The 22,868-nt window shown below is 69.2% G+C and carries 19 protein-coding genes; 9 read left to right on the top strand and 10 right to left on the bottom strand.

From position 1 onward, the window contains the following. Nucleotides 1-214: 214 nt before the first annotated feature. From CHC08_RS05510 to CHC08_RS05500, 3 genes are all read right to left on the bottom strand, one after another. Entirely contained in the window at nt 215-988 is a 774-nt protein-coding gene (locus CHC08_RS05510; protein WP_089206065.1) for a sporulation protein, read from the bottom strand. Between the two features lie 28 nt (nt 989-1,016). Beyond that, nucleotides 1,017-2,267, bottom strand: a complete 1,251-nt coding sequence (locus CHC08_RS05505) for an SPFH domain-containing protein (RefSeq protein WP_089206064.1) — start codon at nt 2,265-2,267, stop codon at nt 1,017-1,019. A 174-nt stretch (nt 2,268-2,441) separates the two neighbouring features. Further along, nucleotides 2,442-3,983, bottom strand: coding sequence for an SPFH domain-containing protein (locus CHC08_RS05500; RefSeq protein ID WP_245878140.1), 1,542 nt, complete (start codon nt 3,981-3,983; stop codon nt 2,442-2,444). A 393-nt stretch (nt 3,984-4,376) separates the two neighbouring features. Between CHC08_RS05500 and uvrB the strand changes: the two genes are divergently transcribed. Next, complete coding sequence (uvrB, locus tag CHC08_RS05495; protein ID WP_089206258.1) at nt 4,377-6,488, top strand: excinuclease ABC subunit UvrB; 2,112 nt, start codon at nt 4,377-4,379, stop codon at nt 6,486-6,488. A 67-nt stretch (nt 6,489-6,555) separates the two neighbouring features. Here uvrB and CHC08_RS05490 read toward each other — a convergent pair whose 3' ends face one another. Further along, complete coding sequence (locus CHC08_RS05490; protein ID WP_218825136.1) at nt 6,556-7,428, bottom strand: serine protein kinase RIO; 873 nt, start codon at nt 7,426-7,428, stop codon at nt 6,556-6,558. Nucleotides 7,429-7,699: 271 nt separating this feature from the next. On the opposite strand from CHC08_RS05490, the gene CHC08_RS05485 reads away from it, so the two are divergent. Further along, on the top strand, nt 7,700-8,263 hold the full coding sequence (locus tag CHC08_RS05485; RefSeq protein ID WP_245878139.1) for a hypothetical protein: 564 nt from the start codon (nt 7,700-7,702) through the stop codon (nt 8,261-8,263). On the opposite strand, the gene CHC08_RS05480 is transcribed toward CHC08_RS05485, so the two are convergent. The 5 genes from CHC08_RS05480 to CHC08_RS05460 all read right to left on the bottom strand — a co-directional run bounded on the left by CHC08_RS05480 (nt 8,260) and on the right by CHC08_RS05460 (nt 12,007). Beyond that, a complete protein-coding gene (locus tag CHC08_RS05480; RefSeq protein WP_089206061.1) occupies nt 8,260-8,838 on the bottom strand; it encodes a Uma2 family endonuclease in 579 nt (192 codons plus the stop codon). The genes CHC08_RS05485 and CHC08_RS05480 overlap by 4 nt on opposite strands. A gap of 303 nt (nt 8,839-9,141) precedes the next feature. Further along, the gene (locus tag CHC08_RS05475) at nt 9,142-9,714 is read right to left on the bottom strand and encodes a hypothetical protein (RefSeq protein WP_245878164.1); all 573 of its coding nucleotides are present in this window, start codon (nt 9,712-9,714) and stop codon (nt 9,142-9,144) included. A gap of 108 nt (nt 9,715-9,822) precedes the next feature. Next, on the bottom strand, nt 9,823-10,413 hold the full coding sequence (locus CHC08_RS05470; RefSeq protein WP_089206059.1) for a DUF4126 domain-containing protein: 591 nt from the start codon (nt 10,411-10,413) through the stop codon (nt 9,823-9,825). Between the two features lie 231 nt (nt 10,414-10,644). Further along, complete coding sequence (locus CHC08_RS05465) at nt 10,645-11,118, bottom strand: nuclear transport factor 2 family protein (RefSeq protein ID WP_089206058.1); 474 nt, start codon at nt 11,116-11,118, stop codon at nt 10,645-10,647. Nucleotides 11,119-11,287: 169 nt separating this feature from the next. Next, entirely contained in the window at nt 11,288-12,007 is a 720-nt protein-coding gene (locus CHC08_RS05460; RefSeq protein WP_143653120.1) for a hemerythrin domain-containing protein, read from the bottom strand. 123 nt (nt 12,008-12,130) lie between these two features. Here CHC08_RS05460 and CHC08_RS05455 point away from each other — a divergent pair, with 123 nt between their 5' ends. Beyond that, nucleotides 12,131-15,625: an ATP-binding protein gene (locus CHC08_RS05455; protein WP_089206056.1), complete on the top strand. Its 3,495-nt coding sequence runs from the start codon at nt 12,131-12,133 to the stop codon at nt 15,623-15,625. A gap of 88 nt (nt 15,626-15,713) precedes the next feature. Here the strand turns inward: CHC08_RS05455 and CHC08_RS05450 are convergent, their stop codons facing one another. Beyond that, nucleotides 15,714-16,511 carry an acyltransferase gene (locus CHC08_RS05450; RefSeq protein WP_089206055.1) on the bottom strand — a complete coding sequence of 266 codons (798 nt, stop codon included), beginning with the start codon at nt 16,509-16,511 and terminating at the stop codon, nt 15,714-15,716. Between the two features lie 156 nt (nt 16,512-16,667). Here CHC08_RS05450 and CHC08_RS05445 point away from each other — a divergent pair, with 156 nt between their 5' ends. The 6 genes from CHC08_RS05445 (at nt 16,668) to scpB (ending at nt 22,393) form a co-directional block, all read left to right on the top strand. Further along, nucleotides 16,668-18,338 (top strand): CTP synthase, encoded by a 1,671-nt coding sequence (locus CHC08_RS05445; RefSeq protein ID WP_089206054.1) that lies wholly within the window; start codon nt 16,668-16,670, stop codon nt 18,336-18,338. After that, a complete protein-coding gene (locus tag CHC08_RS05440) occupies nt 18,335-19,003 on the top strand; it encodes an NUDIX domain-containing protein (protein WP_089206053.1) in 669 nt (222 codons plus the stop codon). Before CHC08_RS05445 ends, CHC08_RS05440 begins: the two co-directional genes overlap by 4 nt. Before the next feature lie 12 nt (nt 19,004-19,015). Continuing rightward, complete coding sequence (locus CHC08_RS05435) at nt 19,016-19,942, top strand: site-specific tyrosine recombinase XerD (RefSeq protein WP_089206052.1); 927 nt, start codon at nt 19,016-19,018, stop codon at nt 19,940-19,942. 99 nt (nt 19,943-20,041) lie between these two features. Next, complete coding sequence (locus tag CHC08_RS05430; protein ID WP_089206256.1) at nt 20,042-20,983, top strand: ParA family protein; 942 nt, start codon at nt 20,042-20,044, stop codon at nt 20,981-20,983. A 35-nt stretch (nt 20,984-21,018) separates the two neighbouring features. Next, nucleotides 21,019-21,843 (top strand): segregation and condensation protein A, encoded by an 825-nt coding sequence (locus CHC08_RS05425; RefSeq protein WP_089206051.1) that lies wholly within the window; start codon nt 21,019-21,021, stop codon nt 21,841-21,843. Then, nucleotides 21,836-22,393, top strand: a complete 558-nt coding sequence (gene scpB / locus CHC08_RS05420; RefSeq protein ID WP_089206050.1) for an SMC-Scp complex subunit ScpB — start codon at nt 21,836-21,838, stop codon at nt 22,391-22,393. Before CHC08_RS05425 ends, scpB begins: the two co-directional genes overlap by 8 nt. Nucleotides 22,394-22,868 lie beyond the last annotated feature (475 nt).

Below are 22,868 nucleotides of genomic sequence, written 5' to 3'. Positions count from 1 at the left end.
CCCCGCTGTCATGGTCACGTCGTCATCGTAGGTCTGGACCCGGGCATACTCCATGCTCCGCCTTGGTAATCATTTTACGTACCCAAAGATCTTCGGCTCGGATCGTCTCGGCGGCGAGGGAACGGCTCCTCTCCGGGAAACGAGCGGCGCCCCGGTCGCCGGGTGACGGCGACCGGGGCGCGGCCGTACGGAAGGCCCTACGAGAGGGAGAGGGCTAGAACCAGCCGCGCTTCTGGGCCATGGCCTGGAGACCGGCGCGGAGCGACTGCTCAACCTGGCCCGGGTGGTCGTTGTAGCGGACCGTGAACCGGTTGTAGGTGTCGTGACTGGAGCTCATGAAGCCGCCACGCTTGTCGGCCTCCAGGATGACGTCCAGCGCGTGCGGACCGGCGATGAAGGTCAACTCCAGCTCGTTGAAGTGGCGGGTGTACTCGCGGCCCGCGTAGTACTCGATCTCCTGGAAGAACGGCATCTGCGAGCCGTGCAGCGTGCCACGCTCCAGGTCGGCCTTCTTGAAGCGGAAACCCATGTTGTCCAGCGCGCCGAGCACGTGGTCCTGGGCGGGCAGAGGGTTGACGAACAGCGGATCGCGGTCGCCCTTGTCGAGCGCGCCGGCCAGGGCGAGCTCGGTGGAGACGCCGAGCTGCATGCCGCGCAGCGGGTGGCCGCCGATGGCGCTGATCGGGGTCTCCCAGGGGACGGGGATCTCGAAGGGGGCCGACTGGGGGGCGCCCGAGGCGAGCTGGAAGGGCCCGGTGACCTGCTGACGCAGGAAGCTGTAGGTCGACTTGTACTCGTTGTCGCCGCTCTCGACCTCGACGACCGCGGTGAAGTCGATGAAGATGCCCTCGACCTTGTAGTCGGAGCCGCCGCCGCGGAAGTTGACCTGCCCGCGCAGGACCTCGCCGGGACGGACGTTGGAGTTTTGCAGCACGGTGTCGACCTCGACACCTGCGCCGAACGCGGCCATCAGCTTACGGAACACCATCGGGGAACTCCCAGGGGATAGAAGGTTTTCAGTTGGGTTCAACGGCTGGCCTGACCTGGCCGTTCCCGCTGCTGAGCTGAGGCAGGATCTGGGCCAGAAGCATGGTGGACAGCGCGGAGGACTCGCCGGACGCACCGCTGGTGCGGACGACGACGGGACGCGGGGCGCTCTCGGCGAGCTTGGCGCCCACATCCAGCCGGCGGCGGGCCAGCTCGTATTCGAGCACGGCCCGGTTGTCGCGGTAGGAGTCGGCCAGGTGGCGCAGCCCCTTCGCCTCGTTCTCCGCGGAGGTGAGCTCCGCCCGGCCCTTGGCCTCGATCTCCCAGCGCACCCGCTGGGCCTCGGTCTCGTGCTCCTCCAGCATGCGGGCGACGTCCTTACGCGCGGTGTTGGCGGCGGCTCTCACCTCGACGATACGGGCGTCACGCGTCTTCTTGGAGCGTTCGATCTCCATCAGGAGGGTGTCGATCCGACGCTTGCGGGTGAGCTCCCACTCGCGCTCGAAGGCCGACAACTCCTTGGCGACCTTCTCGCGGGTGGCCAGGTGCTGCTGGTACTGGTCGGGCAACTGCACGTCGGGAATGTTGGCGCCGGTGATCCGCACGCCGTACCGGCCGAGCTGGCGGGTCAGGAGCTCCTGCATGTCGCCCACGTCGGATCCGCGCAGGTCGTAGGCCCGCTCGGTGTTGACCTGGCGGCTGCGCTGGCGGATGGCGTCCTGTACGGCACTGCTGAGCACGAGGTCGAAGTTACCGGCGCCGATCGTCCGGACGAAGGCCACCGGGTCGACGATGCGGAACTTCAGGAAGAACTCGATCGACTTCAGCGGCACGTTCTCCGCGGTGGGGCAGGCCACGATCGGAGCGGAGTAGGGGATCTCGGTGGAGGTGTCCACCACCGCGTCCACCCGGTCCCACGGCAGCCACAGGTAGTGGCGTCCCGGGGGCAGGACGCCGATGATCGCACCCCACCGGCTGCGCACGCCGGTAGTGCCCTCCTCGATCTCGATGATCGCCCGGCGCCACATCCAGACCAGCGCCGCGGCCAGGGAGACCACCGCGCCGATCGCGGCGAGGCCTGCGAACGCCCCGTCGGCCAGCACCGCGGTACCCATCAGGTAGAGGGCGAGGAACAGCAGGGCCACCCAGGCGAAACCGCGGCGGTCCTTGGGGATCACCACGGGGACGAGCTGGCCGGACTCGCCGCCGCGCAGCAGCTGGCGGATCTCCGACCACGAGGCCAGGGATTCCTTGATCTTGGAGAACTCTCTGTTGCTCACTGGCCGTTCACCATTCCTCGCTCGTTACGTAGGTCATTCGCGCCTCGCGGACCGCTCCACTTGCTGCGTCGGGTTCTCTCGCGGCTCATTGGTCGTTCACCGCTTCTCGCTCGTTGAGCGGGCCGCTCGTGCCTCGCGGACCGCTCCACTTGCTGCGTCGGGTTCTCTCGCGGCTCATTGGTCGACTCCCGCCTTCTCCTGTACGGCGGGCACCACGGTCTCGGAGGCGGGGTGGAGGAGGGCGGTGATCTCCGCCTCCCGGCCCTCGACGCGCCTGCCGATCTGGGTGATCCGGTCTCTGATCGCGGCCATGTCCGTGTCGGAGAACAGCTGCTTCTCGTGGCTGCCGACCATCTGCTTGGCCAGGGCGAGCAGGTCGATGTCGGTGGTCTCACCGATCTGCACCAGGCGGGGCATGTGGGAGGCCACGGATTCGAGCTTGTCGAGCAGGTCCTGCTCGAAGCGGTAGTCCAGGATCTCCGGCGCCTCGGCGGCGCTCAGGGCCCGGATGTCCAGGGCCTGCGCCTCCAGGAGGGCCGCGTTGGCCTTGGCGGTGGACTCGGCCTCCACCAGCCGCTGGCCTCCCTGGGCCTTCGCCTGGTGGGACGCGCGCTCCAGCGCGGTGTCCATCCGGGCCTGGTGTCCGGCGATCTCGGCGTGGATGGCCGACAGCTGCTCCTGCAGACCGGCGAGCTCCTTGATCAGGTCGCCCTCGTTCTGCTCCTTGCGCAGCTGGAGCTCGTACTCGTAGGTGTAGGCCTCCTTGGCCACCCTGATCATCTCGGGGGCGGCCAGGTCCATCCGATACTCCTGGCTCGTTGGCTCGGCGTGCGTGATGTTCACGTCGGTGAGCCGTACGGCGGGCAGGAACTGCTGGTTGAGGTTGTCCAGCATGCCCATGGTGCTTTCGCCGACCAGGTCGTAGATCTCCTCGGCGCGCTGGGCGTAGATGAGGGAGCGGGTGACCTCGCTGATCGCGTTCTGCAGTTTGGCCTGGAAGCCGCCGACCGAGCCGAGCACGAAGATGAACTCGGCAGGGTCCTCGATCCGGAACTGCAGGAACAGGTCGACGCTGGCCTTGACGCCCTGCTGGGTCGGGGCCTCGCGGATGGGCGCGTTGAAGGGGTATTCGCGGGTGGTGTTGACGATGTAGCTGACCCGCTTCCACGGGTTGAACAGCGTCACCCGGCCGGGCTCGGCGATCTGCACGAGCTTGCCGAACTTGGTGATCAGAGCCCTGCAGCCCTCGGGCACCATGACCACACTCCGCCGCCACCACAGGAAGGCGGCGGCCAGCAGCAGCACGACCCAGTAGTGGGGGCCGAACAGCACCCGTGCGCCGTCGGGCAGCCCGGTGGCGACCAGACCGACCAGTCCGAGCACCGCCAGCCCGACCAGGGGGAGGACGATCCGGGCCGTGGTGTCCTTGGGGATCACCACCGGCGAGATCACGTGAACCGGCTCGCCGTTCGGGCCCTTCCCGGTGAAGCTGCGGTTGATGATCTCACCGGCCTCGTTCAGCGACGCGCTGCGGGCCTCGATGGCGGTGGCCAGGGACACGCCCTGGTCGCGGGCGGCCATGAAGTCCGAGGTGTTGAGCGAGAACCCCTTCTCGCCGGCGACCTGGCCGGCGATCTGTCCCACGGCCTGCCCGATGACCTGGCGTACATCACCGCCCTGCCCTATCGCCTGGGCCGCGACCATCGCGGACTGCATGGCTTCTCTTGGCCGGGACATCAAACCTCCGGATAGTCATATGTCAAAAGGCGGATATATCACGCTTGGTGAGCGTAGGTGCGCAGAACAGTCAAGGGGATCCCGCTTGCGGTTCGCTTGCCACGTGATTGAGGGCCGTACGGTCCATTTGCCATGTGGCCGAGGGCCGGGCGGGTGAGGACCGGCCGGGCGAGAAGCGTGCGGGTGAGAGCGGTGCGGATGAGAGCTGTGCGGAGGGAGCCCCGGCGGGTGCAGATCGCACGGTTGAGGGCCGGGCGGGTGGAGGTCACGTGGTTGGAAGCCGGGCGATCGAAGGCGTGGTGATCGGGGCCGTGCGGTTGGGCTCAGGCGACCGGAGAAGGATTGTCGGTGGCTCCGCCTACAGTGGAGCAGGTGAGGCCGGTAACAGATTTGCAGCGCAAGGTGGCCCCCTTCGAGGTCATCACCGACATGACGCCCTCAGGCGACCAGCCAACGGCGATCGCCGAGCTCGAGCGGCGCGTCAAGGCGGGTGACAAGGACAACGTCCTGCTGGGCGCCACGGGCACGGGCAAGACCGCCTCGATCGCCTGGCTGATCGAGCGGCTCCAGCGGCCGACCCTGGTCATGCAGCCCAACAAGACGCTCGCCGCGCAGTTCGCTAACGAGTTGCGCGAGATGATGCCTAACAACGCGGTCGAATATTTCGTCTCGTACTACGACTATTACCAGCCCGAGGCATACGTTCCGCAGAGCGACACCTACATCGAGAAGGACTCGTCGGTCAACGACGAGGTCGAGCGGCTCCGCCACTCGACAACCAACTCGCTGCTGACCCGCCGCGACACGATCGTGGTGGCGTCCGTCTCGTGCATCTACGGCCTGGGCACGCCCCAGGAATACGTCGACCGCATGCTCCGGCTCAAGGTGGGCGAGGAGCTCGAGCGCGACAAGTTGCTGCGACGCCTGGTCGACATGCAGTACACCCGTAACGATCTGGCCTTCACCCGGGGCACCTTCCGGGTGCGCGGCGACACGATCGAGATCATCCCCAAGTACGAAGAGCTCGCCGTGCGGATCGAGATGTTCGGCGACGAAGTCGAGAAGCTCTCCACCATGCACCCCCTGACCGGCGAGGTGATCACGGAGGACGAGGAGCTCTACATCTTCCCCGCCTCCCACTACGTCGCGGGTCCAGAGCGGATGGAGAGAGCGGTCCGGAGCATCGAGGAAGAGCTGGCCGTCAGCCTGGAGACGATGGAGCGGCAGGGCAAGCTCCTGGAGGCCCAGCGGCTGCGGATGCGCACCACCTACGACCTGGAGATGATGCGCCAGATCGGCACCTGCTCCGGCATCGAGAACTACTCGCGTCACATGGACGGCCGTGAGCCCGGCAGCGCGCCCAACACGCTGCTCGACTACTTCCCCGAAGACTTCCTGCTGGTCCTGGACGAGTCGCACCAGACCGTCCCGCAGATCGGCGCGATGTACGAGGGAGACGCCTCCCGTAAGCGCACGCTTGTGGAGCACGGCTTCCGCCTGCCGTCCGCGATGGACAACCGCCCGTTGAAGTGGGAGGAGTTCCTGGAGCGGATCGGCCAGACCGTCTATCTGTCGGCCACCCCGGGCTCCTACGAGCTGGGTCGCTCCAAGGGCGACGTGGTCGAGCAGGTCATCCGGCCGACCGGCCTGATCGACCCCGAGGTGATCGTCAAGCCCACGAAGTCCCAGATCGACGACCTGGTCCACGAGATCCGGACCCGAGCGGAGAAGAACGAGCGGGTCCTGGTCACCACGCTGACCAAGAAGATGTCCGAGGACCTCACCGACTACCTGCTGGAGCTCGGCATCCGGGTCCGTTACCTGCACAGCGAGGTCGACACCCTGCGCCGCATCGAGCTCCTCCGCGAGCTGCGGATGGGTGAGTTCGACGTGCTGGTGGGCATCAACCTGCTCCGTGAGGGCCTCGACCTGCCCGAGGTGTCGCTGGTCGCCATCCTCGACGCCGACAAGGAGGGCTTCCTCCGCTCGGAGACCTCACTGATCCAGACCATCGGCCGCGCGGCCAGAAACGTCTCCGGCCAGGTGCACATGTACGCCGACCGGATCACCCCCTCCATGGAGCGGGCGATCGACGAGACCAACCGGCGCCGGGCGAAGCAGGTCGCCTACAACGAGGCCAACGGGGTCGACCCGCAGCCGCTGCGTAAGAAGATCGCCGACATTCTCGACTCGCTCAACCGGGAAGACGCCGACACCGCCCAGCTCCTCGGCGGCAGCGGCCGCCAGCAGTCGCGCGGCAAGGCTCCGGTCCCCGGTTTCGCGGTCAGGCAGGTGGGTCAGCACGCCAAGGCGATCGCGGGGGAGATGCCCCGGGCCCAGCTGGAGGCGCTGGTCGAGTCACTCACCGACCAGATGCACCAGGCCGCCGCCGACCTCCAGTTCGAGGTCGCCGCCCGGCTCCGCGACGAGATCAAGGAGCTCAAGCGCGAGGTTCGCGACATGCGCGAGGCCGGCGTCTCCTGAGAGGGAGTGCTGGTCCCCGCTGCCCGCACGGGCAGCGGGGACACAGCTCGGCACAGGTGGGCGCCGGTCAGCCCAGCCGGGCCTCGGCACGCAGCAGTGAGGCCAGTGAGTCGGCGTCGGCCGAGGCCACGCCGCGTGCGGCGAACCAGGTGGCGACGTTGCGGGCGTCGCGGTCGAGAAACTCCGCGCCGACGGGGTGGGCCACCACGTCCACGATCTGCGGCAGGTCGATGATGACCAGCCGTTCCTCGTGGACGAGGATGTTGTAGGGCGACAGGTCGCCGTGGGCCAGGCCCTCGCGGGCCAGAGCCGCCATCGCCTCGACGAGCTGCTCCCACAGGTCGGCGAGGCCCTCGGAGACGGCGGCCAGCCGGGGCGCGGCGAAGCCGTCGGGGGTGCCGATGAACTCTTCGAGGATCTCCGTACCGATGATCTGCACCGGGTACGGCACGGGCACACCCAGTGACCACAACCGGCACAGTGCCTGGAACTCGGCGTTGGCCCACTGCCCGGCGATCATCTCCTTGCCGAACCGGGATCGGCTGGCCATCGCCCTGCTGACCCGGCTGTCCCGCTCGCCGCGGCCCTCCAGATAACCGGCGTCTCGGTGGAAGAGCCGGTGCTCGGCTGAGCGGTAGCGCTTGGCGGCGAGCAGGCAGACCCGATCGGTGTCCGGAACACCCCGTGAGAGCAGATGGACGTCGGCCTCCTTGCCGGTCTTCAGGATGCCGAGCTCGGTGTCGACGGCCGCCAGTTCGGTGACGAGCCACCCGGGATGCGGCCGGGGGCCGCGCTCGGTGGGGCTACTCAGATCCCAGGTGGACCAGCGGTCGCCGGATGGCGGCCCGTCGAGATCCTCGGGGGTGTTGTCGAGCCATTCGACGTCATCGTCATCGAGTGCGTGCTTGCCGCGGCGACGGTGTTCGGAAGGCTTTGGCACTGCGGGTTCTCCGATTCGAGAGGCCCACCGGTGCGGCGATCAGGTCAGCGAGAACCGGTGGGAAAGGACCTATGGGCATGGGAGAAGAAAGCAGCCACGGTCACCCTCCCTTCGTCTGAGGCGCGCAACGGGCGCCAGCTGATCGACTCCGATGATTGTGCTGGGCCGCCTCGCCCTGTCGCAAGCCATTTATTCGCTCGCCCCGAGGAGAGCGGGCGGATACGGTCACGGTTCGTCGAGAACGAAGAACTGAAAGCTGAGAGGAAGCGGAATGCGCAGATGTGCCGGTTGTGGCTGCTGGGAGTACGGCGGAGCCCCCGACTGCGCCCGCTGCGCCGATCTGGTCTACCTCATCGTCCAGGACGGCTGGCGCGACTTCCTCCGGGTCTGGTCCGGGACGGCGGAGCCGTCCGCCGAGGAGGAGCGGGCGATCGCCGAGATGGTCGTCGAGGAGCCGGACCGGCACGACTGGCGGATCGTGGACGGCGCGCTGGACCGGCTGAGCTGTGCTGGCTGCGGCTCCACGCTGGGCCGGGGCCCTCGCGGCTGCCCGCCCTGCGATCTCGCCGACGGGTTCCGCTACTCGGCCATCGAGACCGACCGTCCGAACGTGCATCCCCGCAATGAGCACGCGGTCCGGGTCGGCGTCTCCGTGGTCCGATCCGGCCACCGATACTCCGCGAGAGCGCTGCTGGGCTGGCGCCTCGGCCTGCCCTTCGTCCTCGACGGCTTTCTGCCGTCCACGGCCCAGGCCCAGGCCCTGCGCGCCCGCATCAACGACGGAGCGACCTACGACGACTTGGCGGACCTCTGGTCCCTACCGGGATCCAGCTAGCCGATGAACCTGCTCAGGTCCAGGTCGATGTCCACGTCGAAACCGATATTCGTCCGCAGCCGCCCCCGGTGGATACCGGTGGGGACGTAGGTCTTGACGGCGGGCTCCAGCTCAAAGGTATAGGCGACCGGCTGGTCGCTCTCTTGCTCGATGCGCCAGAAATGCTTAATCCCGGCATCGGAGTATTTGATCGGTTTGGTAGTCCGATCGCGGTCCATCGATTCGGGTGACACCACCTCGACGGCAAGGCGTACGTTTTCGGCTTTGAAGGATGTTGTTTTCATGGTCATCAACGCCGCCTTGTCCACCACCATGATGTCGGGCTTGGGCCGCTGCCGGATTCCGAGGGTCGCCGTCATCTCCCGGACGACGGCGAGATCGTCAGGGGGTATGAGCTCCTGCTCGAAACGCCTCAGTACGAACATGTGGAATGCGGTCTGCGGAGACATCATGATGAGTGACCCGTCGATCAGTTCGACGTGCCTGGGCGCGTCGGGGGGAAGACGATCGAGCATGTCGGCGGTCCAGCCACCCTCCGGCCCCGGGTAGAACCACTCGGGAAGCGCCATGGTCATCAGGAAACCTTCTGCGGGTGACGTTCTGGAAACTCACGCGACATGATCATCCTGCCACTTTCCGTAGTCGTCCCGCGTTCCAAGAAAGACTTGCCTGATTAATTACACCGGTCGGTAATGGGTGTTGAATCACCTTGATGAAGTGACGGAGGCTCCGTTTCGAGGGCGTCAGGTATGGAAAGCCCTGCGTATGGATGCCAAGGGATGTGGACAGCATCGCCGCCGCGCGTTCTGGGCGGCCCAGCGGTGACCGTGACTCAGTGGCGATGGTGACTCAACGGTGATCGCAATGGCGATCACGGCTCAGCGGTGGTCGTCGGGGCGGGATCGGTTGACCATCGTGCGGTTGTAGAGCTCGTCGATCTGGTCCAGGGGGTCGGGAGCCCGGCGGCGGGCCTCGATCTCCAGGTCCGTGCGGCTCTGGATGTCGTCGATGCCGCCGGCCGAGTGCGCCATCTGGTCGTTGAGCAGGTCGGCGCGGATCCGGGCGCAGGACGTGGTCAGCTTGGCGTGGTGCTCGCGCAGGCGCCCCAGGGAAGCGTGGTCGACATAGGAGGACACGCGGCTGTGCTGGGCGTACAGGCCGAGCTGGGCGTCCAGTTGATCGGCGTGCGTGCCGATCTCGGCGACGAGTTGGGGCAGGTCGCCGAGCCCCCATCCGTCGCGCAGCGCGTGGTCCACCGCCTGGCGGGTCAGGGAGACCTCCCGGCGCAGGTCCAGGCGCATCCGCTCGGTCGCGGCGGCATCGCCGGGGCCCATCGCCGCCACCTGGGAGGCCACGCGGGTGCTCACCTTGCGCGCCTTCTTGGTGGCCTTTTTCCCGACCTTTACCAGCAGGTAGATCCCGGCTATCCCCGCGACGAGAAAGAACAGCATGATCACCAGCAAGATGGTGAGGAAAGTGCCGATCGGTGCCACCTCCCGTTGGGGTGAAACAAGGTGCTTCGAGCATATCCCGTGCACCCACGTGTGCGCGGTCGTCGATCAGACCGGACTTCGCCGGAGCGCGCGGCGGCGTCGTACCTTGCGGAACACCCACCAGGCGAACAGCGCCAGCACGGCCACCGCGACGATGACCAGGACCGGTAGGAAGATCGCGATCAGGCTCATGCCGAGCGATCCGGCGTCCTCCACGGTGCTGATCACGGGTGCGCCCACCCCGGCCGTCGAGGCGTTGACCACCGGCCTGGCGGCCGATTTCATCAGGTGCACGGCCAGCGCGATTCCGATGCCCAGCACCCAGCTGATCCAGGGGTTGTGGCTCATCCAGGTCGAGCCGTCGAGCCGGGCCGCCGCGTCGGTGGCGCTGAACACCACTCCGCCGGCGGCCGGGCGGACGAAGGTCTGGATCATGTCGTTGACGCTGTCCACCACCGGGACCTTGTCGAGCACGACCTCGGCGAGCAACAGCACACCGATGATCCCGAGCACCCAGCCGTTGGACAGCCAGGCGAACTCCTGCGGCAGCCGTATCTGATCGGTGAAATTGGCGATCAGGCCGACCACGAGCAGCGGGATGTAGGCGTTCAGGCCGGCCGCGGTGGAGAGCCCCAGGCCCGTCAGTGCCGCGAGCATCGCACCTCCATTTTCGTTTGTCGGCCTTCCAACGATCGCCGGGCCGCGATGGATCCCATCCGTCCGCGACGGTTTCGCGGCAAAGCCGAATCTAACGTGTTCTTCCCGGCTTTTCCGGCCGATACCGTCCGCGTAGCAGGCCGTTCTGCTCTCGACGAGGAGCTCTGTCGCAGGTCGGCGATCATGCCACGCGGTTTCGCGGACGGGGCTTGTCGTGGGCGGAATCCGGGCTCAGGACCCGAAACCGAGCCGGCGCAGCAGGTCCTGGTGCGCGAACTGCCCGTAGTACTCCAGCATGTCGGCGATCCGGCCATCCCGGAAGGTCACCCTGATGATGAACCGATTCTCGTAACCGCTGCCGTCGGCCAGTTCGGCGACCATGCGCTCCTCGATGATCGCGACGTCGGGGTCATCCGTCTGGTGGAACCGGACGTCGTGCACCGCGATGCTTCGCGCGCCGGCGACCAGGCCGCTGAACGCCGCGTGCAGCGCCTCATGCCCGGTGATGACGGCGGGCAGGCCGGGGACCGGCAGGGCGGCCTCGTAACTGGCGTCCTCACACCAGTGGCCGACGAACTCGTCGATCTGCCCGGTGTACAGCAGCCTGCTGGAACGGTGCCACACGTCTTCGTTCCGAGCTCGGGCGGCGGTGAGGTCGGCGGTGGGGTCGGCGAGGCCGGCGGTGGTGATGGTGTTCGACGTCATGGTGATCTCCTCGGGTAATGGGGACGGGGTTGAACTGTGGGGACGGGGACGGACCGTGAGGCGAAGACGGGGTTGAACCGTGGGGACGAAGGGGGACCGTGGGACGGGGTGAACTGTGGGGACGGGGTTGAACCGTGGGACGGGGTCGGACCGTGGGGATGGGTCTGTGCTAGACGGTGGTGCCGATGCCGCGAGGCGGCGTGGGAGTGCCGTGGACCCGGCGGGCGTAGCGCCGGAACGCGCGGCGTCCCAGTGGCGGCAGCAGGCGGCGCAGCGGTGCGGGAAGCTTCCGCACCTCGATCCCGATCACCTCGGGATCTCCCTCGTAGAGCATCATTCCGAAGCCCAGAAGCAGCCGCCGCTTCGGAATCGACGACATTCCCTGCGCGGTGAACTCCTCCCACTCCTCGGCGGTGATGTTCCTCGCCATGATCGGCAGAAGGTGGGTCTCCTCCGCGCGCAGGTGCTCGAACAGCGCCGTGCACAGGTCGGACAGGATCGCGGCCAGCGCCTCGCCGTCAGAGGCGGACGCGGTACGCCGCCAGGCGCCGATTCCCGCCTGCGCCTGATCCATCAGCGCCGCCACCTGTTCGTGCTGGCTCTGCATCACGTGCACCAGCGGAGCGAGCTCGGCGGGAACCCGCTCGAGCAGCGCCTCCCACAGCAGGTCGTCCTCGATGCCGTGGTGGTGGTGCAGCAGCGACAGGAACAGGGTGGCGTGGTCTGCGACGATCGACATCCGGCGGCGGTCTCCGCCGGCGACCGCGCGCACCGCCGTCGGCGACAGGCCCAGTTCGCGGCGGAAGTTGGAGTGCGCGACCTGCATCATCCGTACGTCGGTGAGCCCCGGCCCGTGTAACCGTTGCCCGTCGGTGGTCTGGTTCGTCATGGTCTCTCCTCTCTCGTATCGCTCGTTGGAGAAGAGCCTGCATTCACCCACTTGGAAACCATCCGGGCCTGACTTGGACGCACCCCGCTGACAAGCACGGCCGCGCCGGTTAGCGTTGCCGCCGTGCGGTATCAGGTGTTGGGTCCGGTCGAGGTCCTCGACGCCGACGGTGGACCGATCCAACTCGGCGGCCAGAAGCAGCGCGCGTTGCTCGGCCTGCTGCTGGCCGCCGATGGCAGGGTCGTCTCGATCGCCCGTCTCGTCGACGAACTGTGGGGCGACGATCCGCCGCCCAAGGTGCTGGCCTCGGTGCAGTCCTACGTCGCGAACCTCAGGCGCGTCCTCGAACCGGACCGTCCGGCGCGGGCGCCCGCCCGGATTCTGATCACGCGGCCGCCCGGTTACGCCCTCGCGACCGGCTCGATCGGTTCGGTCGACTCCGCCGAGTTCGAGCGGTTGGCGAGTGCCGCACACGAGGCCCTCGCGACCGATCCCGCGCACGCCCGAGATCTGTTGCGGACCGCCGCCGGGCTCTGGCGCGGGGAGCCGTACGCGGACCTCGCCGCTGCGGCTCCCGGGCTGGCCGCCGAGGCGGCCAGGCTCGGCGAGCTCGGGTTGCTGGCGACGGAGGACCGCTTCCGCGCCGAGCTCGCCCTCGGCGTACACGCCCGGCTCGTGGGGGAGATCGAGCAGCTGGTCGCCGCGCACCCGCTGCGGGAGGCGGCCTGGGGGCTGCTCGCGGTCGCCCTCTACCGGTCCCAGCGCCAGGGCGAGGCGCTCGACGCGCTGCGCCGTGCCAGACGGGTCCTCGCGGCCGAGCTCGGCGTCGATCCGGGTCCGGAGCTGAGGCGGCTCGAGACGGCGGTGCTGAACCACGAGCCGTCGCTGGACCTCAGGCCTCCTCCCGGCAGGACGTCGGCGCGCGGCGCCGCGGTGGTTCCCGGGCCGTCCGCCGGGGCCGGACTGGTCGGCCGGGACGAGTGGCTGACCCGCCTGACCGGGCATCTCGTCGACGCCTCCGCCGGCCGCGGGACCGCGGTGCTGGTGACCGGCGAGCCCGGCATCGGGAAGACCGGTCTGGCACGCGCTCTGTGCGCGACCGCCGGTGCGATGGGCATTCGCACCGGATGGGGGCGGTGTGAGGAGGCCGCGGGCGCTCCGGCGCTGTGGCCGTGGTCGCAGGCGCTGGGGCCGCTGGTGAGCGCCGCGGGCACGGTGACCCGGCTACCCGCCCTGGCCGCCCTGCTCCCCGCCCCGGACGGCACGGTCGCGGCGGCGACGGCGGACATCGACACGGCGGCCTTCCGGCTGGCCGAGGCCACCGCCGTCCTGCTGCGTGACGCCGGTCCGCTCCTGCTCGTGCTCGACGACCTGCACTGGGCGGACGGGGACACGCTCCACCTGGTCCGCCGGCTCGGCGCGATGCTGGCCGGCCTGCCGGTCGTGCTCCTCCTGACCAGTCGCGACGCCGAGGCCGATCGGACGCCGGAGCTGGCCGAGACGCTGGCGGACCTCGCCCGTGCCGGCCTTGTCCGGGTCGGTCTTCGCGGGCTGGACCAGGCGGGCGTGCGCGCCTACGTCCGGCTCCGGCACGGCGTCGAGATTCCCGACGAGGTCGCGGCGGCGTTGCGGGAACGCACCAACGGCAACCCGTTTTTCGTCGGCGAGCTGGTCCAGTTGCTGGCGGACGAACGGCGTCTCACCGAGCCGGGCGCCGCGGCCTCACCGCCGGTTCCGGACGGGGTCCCGGACGGGGTACGGGACGTCGTGCGCCGGCGGATCTCCCAGCTGCCCGGCGACGTCGAACCGCTGCTGTCGACGGCGGCGGCCTGCGGACCGACGTTCGATCTCGATCTCGTCGAGGCGGCGTCGGGGCTGAGCGCGGACTCCGCGATGACCGCCGCCGAGGCAGCCCTGCTGGCGGGATTGATCGTGGAGGAGGGACCCGGGTACAGGTTCACCCATGCTCTGGTCCGGGAGGCGCTCTACGTACGGCTGCCGCCGGGTCGGCGCCGCCGGCTGCACGCGGCGCTCGCCGGGGTGATCGAGGAGCGCTCCGGCGGGGTGTACGGAGCCCGCTTCGCCGAACTCGCCCATCACCACGGGCGGGCGGGAGCCGACCATGCCCGCGCCGCCTGGACCTACGGGGTGCGGGCGTCGGAGCTCGCGGCCCGGCAGCCCGCTCCCGCCGAGGCCGCCCGCCTGCGGGAGGTCGCTCTGACGGATCTGTCGCGTGACCGCACCGCCACGGCCGCCGACCGCTGCGAGGTTCTCGTCGGTCTCGCGCTCGCCCGCAAACGCGCGGGCTACGAGCGACAGGCGTGGGAGGCCGTCCGCGAGGCGGCCGAGGTCGCCCTCGCGGGCGGGGACGTCCTGGCGGCGGCGCGGGCGGCGGTCACGACCACCGCGGACGCGATCTGGAGCTGGCGCGAGTACCAGGTGGTGGACTTCGCCGGGGTCGCGCTGTTCGAGCGATTACTCCGGGATCTTTCACCGGGGCACGAGGCGATGCGGGCGCGGTTGCTCGCCGCTCTCGCGGCGGAGATCTACTACGGCACGGGCACCGTCGACCGTACCGTGGCACTGTCGACCGAGGCCGAGGCTCTCGCCCGAACCCACGGCAGCCGGGCGGACCTGGCCCGTGTGCTCGAACTCCGCCATGTCGCGTACGAGCGACCGCAACTGCTGGCCGAACGGCTGTCCGTGGCGCGTGAACTCGTCGATCTGGCCGAATCCGCGGACGACCCCGCCACCGTGGCCCGCGCCCTGGTGTTCCGCGGGCGGGACCAGATCGAGCGGGGCCGCGTCGCCGCGGGACTGCGGGACTACCGGCACGCACGGGAGCTGGCCGAGACGCACGCGCTCGCTCCGGCGCTGGTCGCGCTCACCTGGGCCGACGCGGTCATGGCGGTTGCCCGCGGCCGGTTCGCCGAGGCGGAGCAGGCGATCGCCAGGGCACACGCGTTCCACTCGGGCACGACCGTCGCCGGCGCCGCCGAGGTGCCGGTCGCGCTGGCGGCGACGCTCAATACGGTACGGGGCACGCTGCCGGGGATCGAACCGCTGCTGGCCGAGGCCGCCACCGCCACCGGTCTCGCCCTGCTGCGCGAGTGGCACGCGCTCGCCCTGCTGCGTTCGGGCCTCGCCGAGCAGGCGCGGGCCGCGCTCGGCCCGTGGCGGCAGCAGCCGGAGGTGCCGATGGACTACATGTGGCTCACCCACCTCGCGGTCCGGGCGGAACTGTGGTCCGCGCTCGCGTCGCCGGACGCCGCAGGCGAGCTCTTCACCCACCTGGAGCCGTACGCGGACCGGATCGTGATCGGCGGCACGGGGATCACTTTCGCGGGCTTCGCCGGACATCACGTCGGCCTGCTGGCGAGGGCCCGCGGTGACCTGGACGGCGCCGCGGATCACCTGGAGGCGGCGCTGCGGCGCAACGAGGAGGCCGGGCTCCGGCCCTTCGCCGCGGCGAGCGCGCGTGAGCTGGCCGCCACCCTCCGGCAGCGCGACCGGCCGGGCGACCGGGAGAGGGCGGCCGCGCTGGCCGTACGCGCGACCGTGCCGACCGGACTCGATCCGGCGCCGGGCCCGCTCCGGCCCCAGGACCTCGGAGACTGAGCCGGATCCGCTCCGGCACCGAGGCCGCAGAGGCCGAGGAGCCCACCGCCGGGAATGTCACGACCGCGCTGCCCTCCGGCTCCGTCGTCTAGATCAGCGGAGTCCGGTGTCCCGGGCCGTCGACGGCGGCGGATTCGACAAGGGCACCGTCGATGGCGGCGGCCTCGGCAAGGACGCCGTTGACGGCGGCGGATTCGACGAGGGCGCCGCCGGTGTCGAGGGAGCCGGCGAGTTCGACGTGGGCGCCGTCGAGGTGCGGGGGCACCCACCCCTCTCCGGGGACGTGGTGGCGGACGACCCTCGCGGGTACGCCGGCGATCACGCTGTGATCGGGGAACTCCCCGCGCACCACGGCCCCGCCCGCCACCACGCACTGCCTGCCGATCCGGGTGCCCGGGAGGATGATCGCGCCGGTGCCCAGCCAGGATCCCGAGCCGATGGCCACGGGGTTGTTGCGCGGCCACTGGCGGCCGATCGGCATCTCCGGGTCGTCGTAGACGTGGTTCTGGTCGGTGATGTAGACGTACGGGCCGGTGAACACGTGGTCGCCGATGTCGATCGACTGGTGGCCGACGATGTGGCTGCCCCTACCGATCGAGCAGCTTCCGCCGATCCTCACGATCGAGTCCGGGCCCAGGTCGACTCCCGGGCCCATGCCCGCGGAGATGGAGACCCGCTCGCCGATCAGGGTGTGCTCGCCGATCTCGATCCAGGCCTCGCCGAAGATGGCCCCGATGGGGAACGACAGGAGGGCGCCTTCCCCGAGGCGGCGGAACCGGTATCCGGCGGGGCTGAGGGGGGTGACCGCGCCGGCCGCGCGGATGGCGGCCCAACCGCGATGAATGAGGCTGCCCACAGCACGCCGTACCGCACCACTAAGTGACATAACGGCTCAAGTTACCGCTTGGTTGGGTTTGATTGGAACACAGGTTGGGGACGGCCGGGCACTTCGCCGGTACTGTTTGATATTCTGAGAGCCCGTGGACCTGTAGGCCATTCATCAGGGTGTGCCGACTGATCTATAACGACCACGGGAGCCTTCTTGCGCAGCGCCGCACACACCAAACATCTGTTCGTCACCGGCGGCGTCGCCTCCAGTCTTGGTAAGGGACTGACGGCGTCGAGCCTCGGACGCCTTCTCAAGCTGCGTGGCCTGCGGGTAACCATGCAGAAGCTCGACCCCTACCTCAACGTCGACCCCGGAACGATGAATCCGTTCCAGCACGGTGAGGTCTTCGTCACAGACGACGGGGCCGAGACCGACCTCGACGTCGGCCACTACGAGCGCTTCCTCGACACCGAGCTGCACGGCTCGGCGAACGTGACCACCGGCCAGGTTTACTCCAACGTCATCGCCAAGGAGCGCCGCGGCGAGTATCTCGGTGACACCGTGCAGGTCATCCCGCACATCACCAACGAAATCAAGGACCGCATCCGGTCGATGGCGGGTCCCGACGTGGACGTGGTCATCACCGAGGTCGGCGGCACCGTCGGAGACATCGAGTCGCTGCCCTTTCTGGAGGCCGTCCGCCAGGTCCGCCACGAGGTCGGCCGCGACAACGTGTTCTTCCTCCACGTCTCGCTGCTGCCGTACATCGGGCCGAGCGGCGAGCTGAAGACCAAGCCGACCCAGCACTCGGTCGCCGCGCTGCGCAGCATCGGCATCCAGCCCGACGCGATCGTCCTGCGCTCCGACCGCCCGGTCACGAACGCGATCAAGCGCAAGATCAGCCTCATGTGCGACGTCGACGAGGACGCGGTCGTCTCGGCCATCGACGCGGCGAGCATCTACGACATCCCCAAGGTGCTCCACGCGGAGGGGCTGGACGCCTACGTGGTCCGCCGCCTCGGCCTGCCCTTTCGCGACGTGGACTGGAAGGAGTGGGAGCAGCTCCTGCGCCGGGTGCACCGCCCGGCCAACGAGGTCACGATCGCGCTCGTCGGCAAATACATCGACCTGCCCGACGCCTACCTGTCGGTCACCGAGGCGCTGCGCGCGGGCGGCTTCGCCAACGACGCCCGCGTCAACATCCGCTGGGTGAAGAGCGACGACTGCGAGACCGTCGAGGGCGCCGCCCGCGAGCTCGACGGCGTGGACGGAGTGCTCGTCCCCGGAGGGTTCGGCGTGCGGGGCATCGAGGGAAAGCTCGGCGCGGTCCGGCACGTGAGGGAGAACAAGATCCCGTTGCTCGGCATCTGCCTGGGCATGCAGTGCATGGTCATCGAGGCCGCCCGCAACCTGGCCGACATCGAGGACGCGGGCAGCACCGAGTTCGACGCCGAGACCACCCACCCGGTCATCTCCACCATGGCGGACCAGGAGGACGTCGTCTCCGGCGAGCGCGACATGGGCGGCACCATGCGGCTGGGCCTCTACCCGGCCAAGCTCGCCGAGGGCTCCCTCGCGCGCCAGCTGTACGGCCAGCCGAAGGTGGACGAGCGCCACCGCCACCGCTACGAGGTCAACAACTCCTACCGGGAGCAGCTGGAGAAGATCGGCATGGTCTTCTCGGGCCTGTCACCCGACGGCCGCCTGGTGGAGTACGCCGAGCTGCCCGCCGACATCCACCCCTTCTTCATCGGCACCCAGGCCCACCCCGAGTTCCGCTCGCGGCCGACCCGGGCGCACCCGCTGTTCAAGGGCCTGATCGGCGCCGCCCTGACCTACGCCGACATCCGGGGAAACGTCGCCAAGGCCGGGCGGGGCAAGTGAGCGCCGCAGGGGCCGCAGACGCCCCCGAGTCCGGCGTCCACGCCGTACGGGCCCCGGAGGTCCGCGACGTCCCGGAGGGGTGGAAGGTCGACTCCTCCGCCGAGCACTTCCGCGGGCGGGTCATCACCGCGGTGACCGACGCGGTCGTGATGCCGGAGGGGGAGGTCGTCAACCGCGACTACGTGATCCATCCCGGCTCCGTGGCCGTGGTCGCGCTCGACGACCAGGACCGGGTGCTGCTGATCCGCCAGTACCGTCACCCCGTCCGGAGGCTGCTCTGGGAGCTGCCCGCCGGCCTGCGTGACGTCGACGACGAGCCGCTCCACGTCGGGGCGGCCCGTGAGCTCTCCGAGGAGGCGGGCTACCGGGCGGCCACCTGGCACACCCTGGTCGACGCCTTCACCTCGCCGGGGATGACCGACGAGCGGACCCGGATCTTCCTCGCCAGGGACGTCAGCCTCATCCCCGAGGCGGAGCTCGACTTCATCCGGCGACATGAGGAAGCCGACATGCCGGTGGTCTGGATTCCCCTGTCCGACGCGGTTCGGCGTGCCCTGGAGGGAATGATCCACAATTCCCAAGCCGTGGCCGGTATTCTCGCCGCATACGCCGCTTCGGCGGATGGTTTCGCCTCACTGCGGCCCGCCGACGCACCGGAGGCATGACAGGAGGACACCCTGAGCGAGACGGAGGCCGTCCTCTCCCGCTACCTCGCCCATCTGGCGGTGGAGCGGGGCTTGGCAGCCAACACACTGGCCTCCTATCGCCGTGACCTCCTGCGGTACGTGGAGCATCTGAAGAATCGCGGCCGCGTCACCTTCGGCGAGGTCGCCGAGGCCGACGTCACGGCCTTCCTGTCCGCGCTCAGGGAAGGCGACGAGGAGCACCAGGCCCTCGTCGCCAGCTCGGCGGCGCGGGCCGTCTCCGCGGTCCGCGGCCTGCACCGTTTCGCGTTACGCGAAGGGGTCTGCCGTCATGACCCGGCCCACGAGGTGCACCCGCCGCGCCAGCTCAAACGATTGCCCAAGGCGATCAGCGTTGACGACGTGGAACGTCTGATCGCCGCCTCGGGGCCCGACGACGCCCCGCTCACGCTGCGTAACCGGGCGTTGCTGGAGCTCCTGTACGGCACGGGCGCCCGCATCTCCGAGGCGGTGGGGCTCGCCGTGGACGACGTCGATCTGGGGACGGAGGCCCAGCGGGTGCGCCTGCGCGGCAAGGGGGGACGCGCACGCCTGGTGCCCCTGGGCCGCTTCGCCAGGGAGGCTCTGGGCGCCTACCTCACCCGGGCCCGCCCTCGGATCGCCTCTCGCGGCCGCGGCACCTCCGGGCTGTTCCTCAACGCCAGGGGCGGAAGACTCACTCGTCAGGGCGCCTGGGAGGTCCTCCAGGCCGCCGCCGAGCGCGGGGGCCTGAACGGTGTCTCGCCACACATGTTGCGACATTCATTCGCAACACACCTCCTGGATGGGGGTGCGGACGTTAGGGTGGTTCAGGAACTACTCGGCCACGCTTCGGTGACTACCACACAGGTGTACACCTTGGTCACGGTCGACAAGCTTCGCGAGGTCTATGCCGCCGCGCATCCGCGCACACGGCATTGAGCTTGCTTATGTCCGGGCGTGCCGCCTTGCCGCATACGTGTTGACGCCATAGTGTCCGTCCGGACGGTCCGGTTCGAGGCCGTCAGGGAGGTTCGACTGGTGACTGTGACCACCGACGGTTCTGTCCGGGGAACGACCCCTGGAAACCCCGAGAATCCCTGGGGGGACACAAAGACCGCCGGGACCCCTCGCAGTGGGGGAGTTCTCGGCCCTACAGGGCGTCCTCGCCCGGTGTTTCCCGACCCACCCCCCCGTACGGTGCACGGGCCGGCGCGGGTCGTCGCCATGGTCAACCAGAAGGGTGGCGTCGGCAAGACGACCACCACCATCAACCTGGGCGCGGCGCTGGCCGAGGCCGGGCTGAGGGTGCTGCTGGTCGACTTCGATCCGCAGGGCGCGCTCTCCGTGGGCCTGGGGATCAACCCGCTCCAGCTCGACCTGACGGTCTACAACCTCCTCATGGAGCGCCAGATCACCGCCAGGGACGTGCTGCTGGAGACCGGCGTCGAGCGGATGGACCTGCTGCCCAGCAACATCGACCTGTCGGCCGCGGAGGTCCAGCTCGTCACGGAGGTGGCCCGCGAGCAGGTGCTCGGCCGGGTGATCAAACCCCTCCTGCCCGAGTACGACGTGTGCCTGATCGACTGCCAGCCCTCTCTCGGCCTGCTCACGATCAATGCGCTGGCCTGCGCGCACGGCGTGATGGTGCCGCTGGAGTGCGAGTTCTTCGCGCTGCGCGGAGTCGCGCTGCTCATGGACACGATCATCAAGGTCCAGGAGCGCATCAACGACGAGCTGGTGATCGAGGGCCTGCTCGCCACCATGTACGACGCGCGCACCCTGCACGGCCGCGAGGTGCTGGCCCGGGTGGTCGAGGCGTTCGACGAGAAGGTCTACCACACGGTGATCAACCGGACGGTTCGCTTCCCGGACGCCACCGTGGCCGGTGAGCCCATCACCAGCTTCGACTCCTCCTCCCTCGGTGCGAGCGCCTATCGCGAGCTCGCTCGCGAAGTTCTCGCCAGATGGGACGCGCTGTAGCGGTGACTGTGTCCCGCCTGCGGGACAATGGAGGGATGACCGAGCAGACGCAGGCCGACAGCGGCACCTTCAGGGTGCACCTGGAGGTCTTCGAGGGGCCTTTCGACCTCCTGCTCGGTCTGATCTCCAAGCACAAGCTGGATATCACCGAGGTCTCGCTCAGCCAGGTCACCGACGAGTTCATCTCCTACATCCGGGCCAGGGGCCCGGAATGGGATCTGGACCAGACGAGCCACTTCCTGCTCGTCGCGGCGACCCTGCTCGACCTCAAGGCGGCCAGGCTGCTGCCGTCGGGCGAGGTCGACGACGAGGAGGACCTGGCCCTGCTGGAGGCCCGCGACCTGCTGTTCGCCCGTCTCCTGCAGTACCGGGCCTACAAGGAGGTCGTGAAGGTCTTCGGCGGCCGGCTGGCCGACGAGGCCCTGCGCTTTCCCAGGACCGTGCCGATGGAGGCCCAGTTCGCCAACCTCCTGCCCGCGCTGATCCTGGGCATCGGCCCCGACCGTCTCGCCGAGATCGCCCGGCGGGCCTTCGCACCCAAGGCTCCTCCGTCGGTTTCGGTGGCTCACATCTACCAACCACTCGCCAACGTCCGCGATCAGGCGGTTATCCTGGTCGAGCGGCTGCGGCGGGTGCGCCGGGCGACCTTCCGGGCTCTCACCTCCGACTGCACCGGCACATTCGAGATCGTCGCGCGTTTTCTGGCCGTCCTCGAGCTCTACCGGGAAGCGGCCGTCTCCTTCGAGCAGGTGGAGCCTCTCGGAGAACTGCACGTGACCTGGACCGGCAGCGACGACGGGGACATCGCCGTTGCCGACGACTACGACGAGAGCATGAAGAGAGAACCCGCTGATGACTGACGTGGCGCCCGAGCCGGACCTGCGTGCCGGGTTGGAGGCCATCCTGCTGGTGGTCGACGAACCGGTCGCCGAGGTGACCCTCGCCCAGGTGCTGGAACGGCCCACGCACGAGATCGGCAAGGCACTCCGTGACCTCTCGGCGGAATACACCGCGTCCGGCCGGGGTTTTGATCTCAGAGAGGTCGCGGGCGGCTGGCGGTTCTACACGCGGGCCGAGTATGCGACTCTCGTAGAGCGGTTCGTCCGCGACGGCCAGCAGACGCGGCTCACCCAGGCCGCGCTGGAGACCCTGGCCGTGGTCGCCTACCGGCAACCGGTCAGCCGGGCCCGGGTGGCGGCCATCCGAGGCGTCAACAGCGACGGTGTCATGCGCACGCTGGTGACCAGGGGGCTGGTCGAAGAGGCCGGCACCGAACCGGAGAGCCAAGCCGTGCTCTACCGGACAAGTTCGTATTTTCTCGAGCGGATGGGCCTGCGGGATCTCGAAGAGCTCCCCGAACTGGCACCGTTCCTGCCCGACGACATGGAATCCCTAGAGGAGCAGAAGTAGTGAACAACAGGCGCAGTACCCCGTCCGGTGATGGACGCGGTCAAGGCCGTGGCGGAGCCCCGCGCGGTGGCAATCCCCGTGGGGGCTCGCAGTCCGGTGGATTCCGGGGCGGCTCCTCATCCGGTGGATCCAGAGGTGGTTCGCAGTCCGGCGGTTTCCGGGGCGGCTCCTCATCCGGTGGATCCCGTGGCGGTTCGCAGTCCGGTGGTTCGCAGGGCGGATTCCGCGCGGACCGCGATGGTTCACGCAGCTCGTACGGCAGGCCCCAGGGCGGTTCGCAGGGCGGCTTCCGCTCCGACGCCCCGCGCCGTGACGACCGTGGCGGGTCCTCCTCGTACGGCAGGCCCTCCGGCGGTTCTCAGGGTGGCTCCCGCTCCGACGCTCCGCGTCGTGACGACCGTGGCGGATCTTCGTTCGGTGGTTCTCGCGGTGGTTCGCAGGGCGGTTACCGCTCTGACGCTCCGCGTCGTGACGA

This window comes from Streptosporangium subroseum, from assembly GCF_900188345.1.
GTDB classification, from domain to species: Bacteria; Actinomycetota; Actinomycetes; order Streptosporangiales; family Streptosporangiaceae; genus Streptosporangium; species Streptosporangium subroseum.
Note: the sequence above shows the minus strand (reverse complement) of the source record. Positions and strands in the feature narration are given on the sequence as shown.

Coding starts and splice junctions, on each gene's coding strand:
- CHC08_RS05510 (WP_089206065.1), bottom strand. CDS start 988: ATGGTGTTCCGTAAGCTGATGGCCGCGTTCGGCGCAGGTGTCGAGGTC.
- CHC08_RS05500 (WP_245878140.1), bottom strand. CDS start 3,983: ATGCAGTCCGCGATGGTCGCGGCCCAGGCGATAGGGCAGGGCGGTGAT.
- CHC08_RS05485 (WP_245878139.1), top strand. CDS start 7,700: ATGCGCAGATGTGCCGGTTGTGGCTGCTGGGAGTACGGCGGAGCCCCC.
- CHC08_RS05480 (WP_089206061.1), bottom strand. CDS start 8,838: ATGACCATGGCGCTTCCCGAGTGGTTCTACCCGGGGCCGGAGGGTGGC.
- CHC08_RS05475 (WP_245878164.1), bottom strand. CDS start 9,714: ATGCTGTTCTTTCTCGTCGCGGGGATAGCCGGGATCTACCTGCTGGTA.
- CHC08_RS05470 (WP_089206059.1), bottom strand. CDS start 10,413: ATGCTCGCGGCACTGACGGGCCTGGGGCTCTCCACCGCGGCCGGCCTG.
- CHC08_RS05465 (WP_089206058.1), bottom strand. CDS start 11,118: ATGACGTCGAACACCATCACCACCGCCGGCCTCGCCGACCCCACCGCC.
- CHC08_RS05460 (WP_143653120.1), bottom strand. CDS start 12,007: ATGACGAACCAGACCACCGACGGGCAACGGTTACACGGGCCGGGGCTC.
- CHC08_RS05450 (WP_089206055.1), bottom strand. CDS start 16,511: ATGTCACTTAGTGGTGCGGTACGGCGTGCTGTGGGCAGCCTCATTCAT.
- CHC08_RS05425 (WP_089206051.1), top strand. CDS start 21,019: ATGACCGAGCAGACGCAGGCCGACAGCGGCACCTTCAGGGTGCACCTG.
- scpB (WP_089206050.1), top strand. CDS start 21,836: ATGACTGACGTGGCGCCCGAGCCGGACCTGCGTGCCGGGTTGGAGGCC.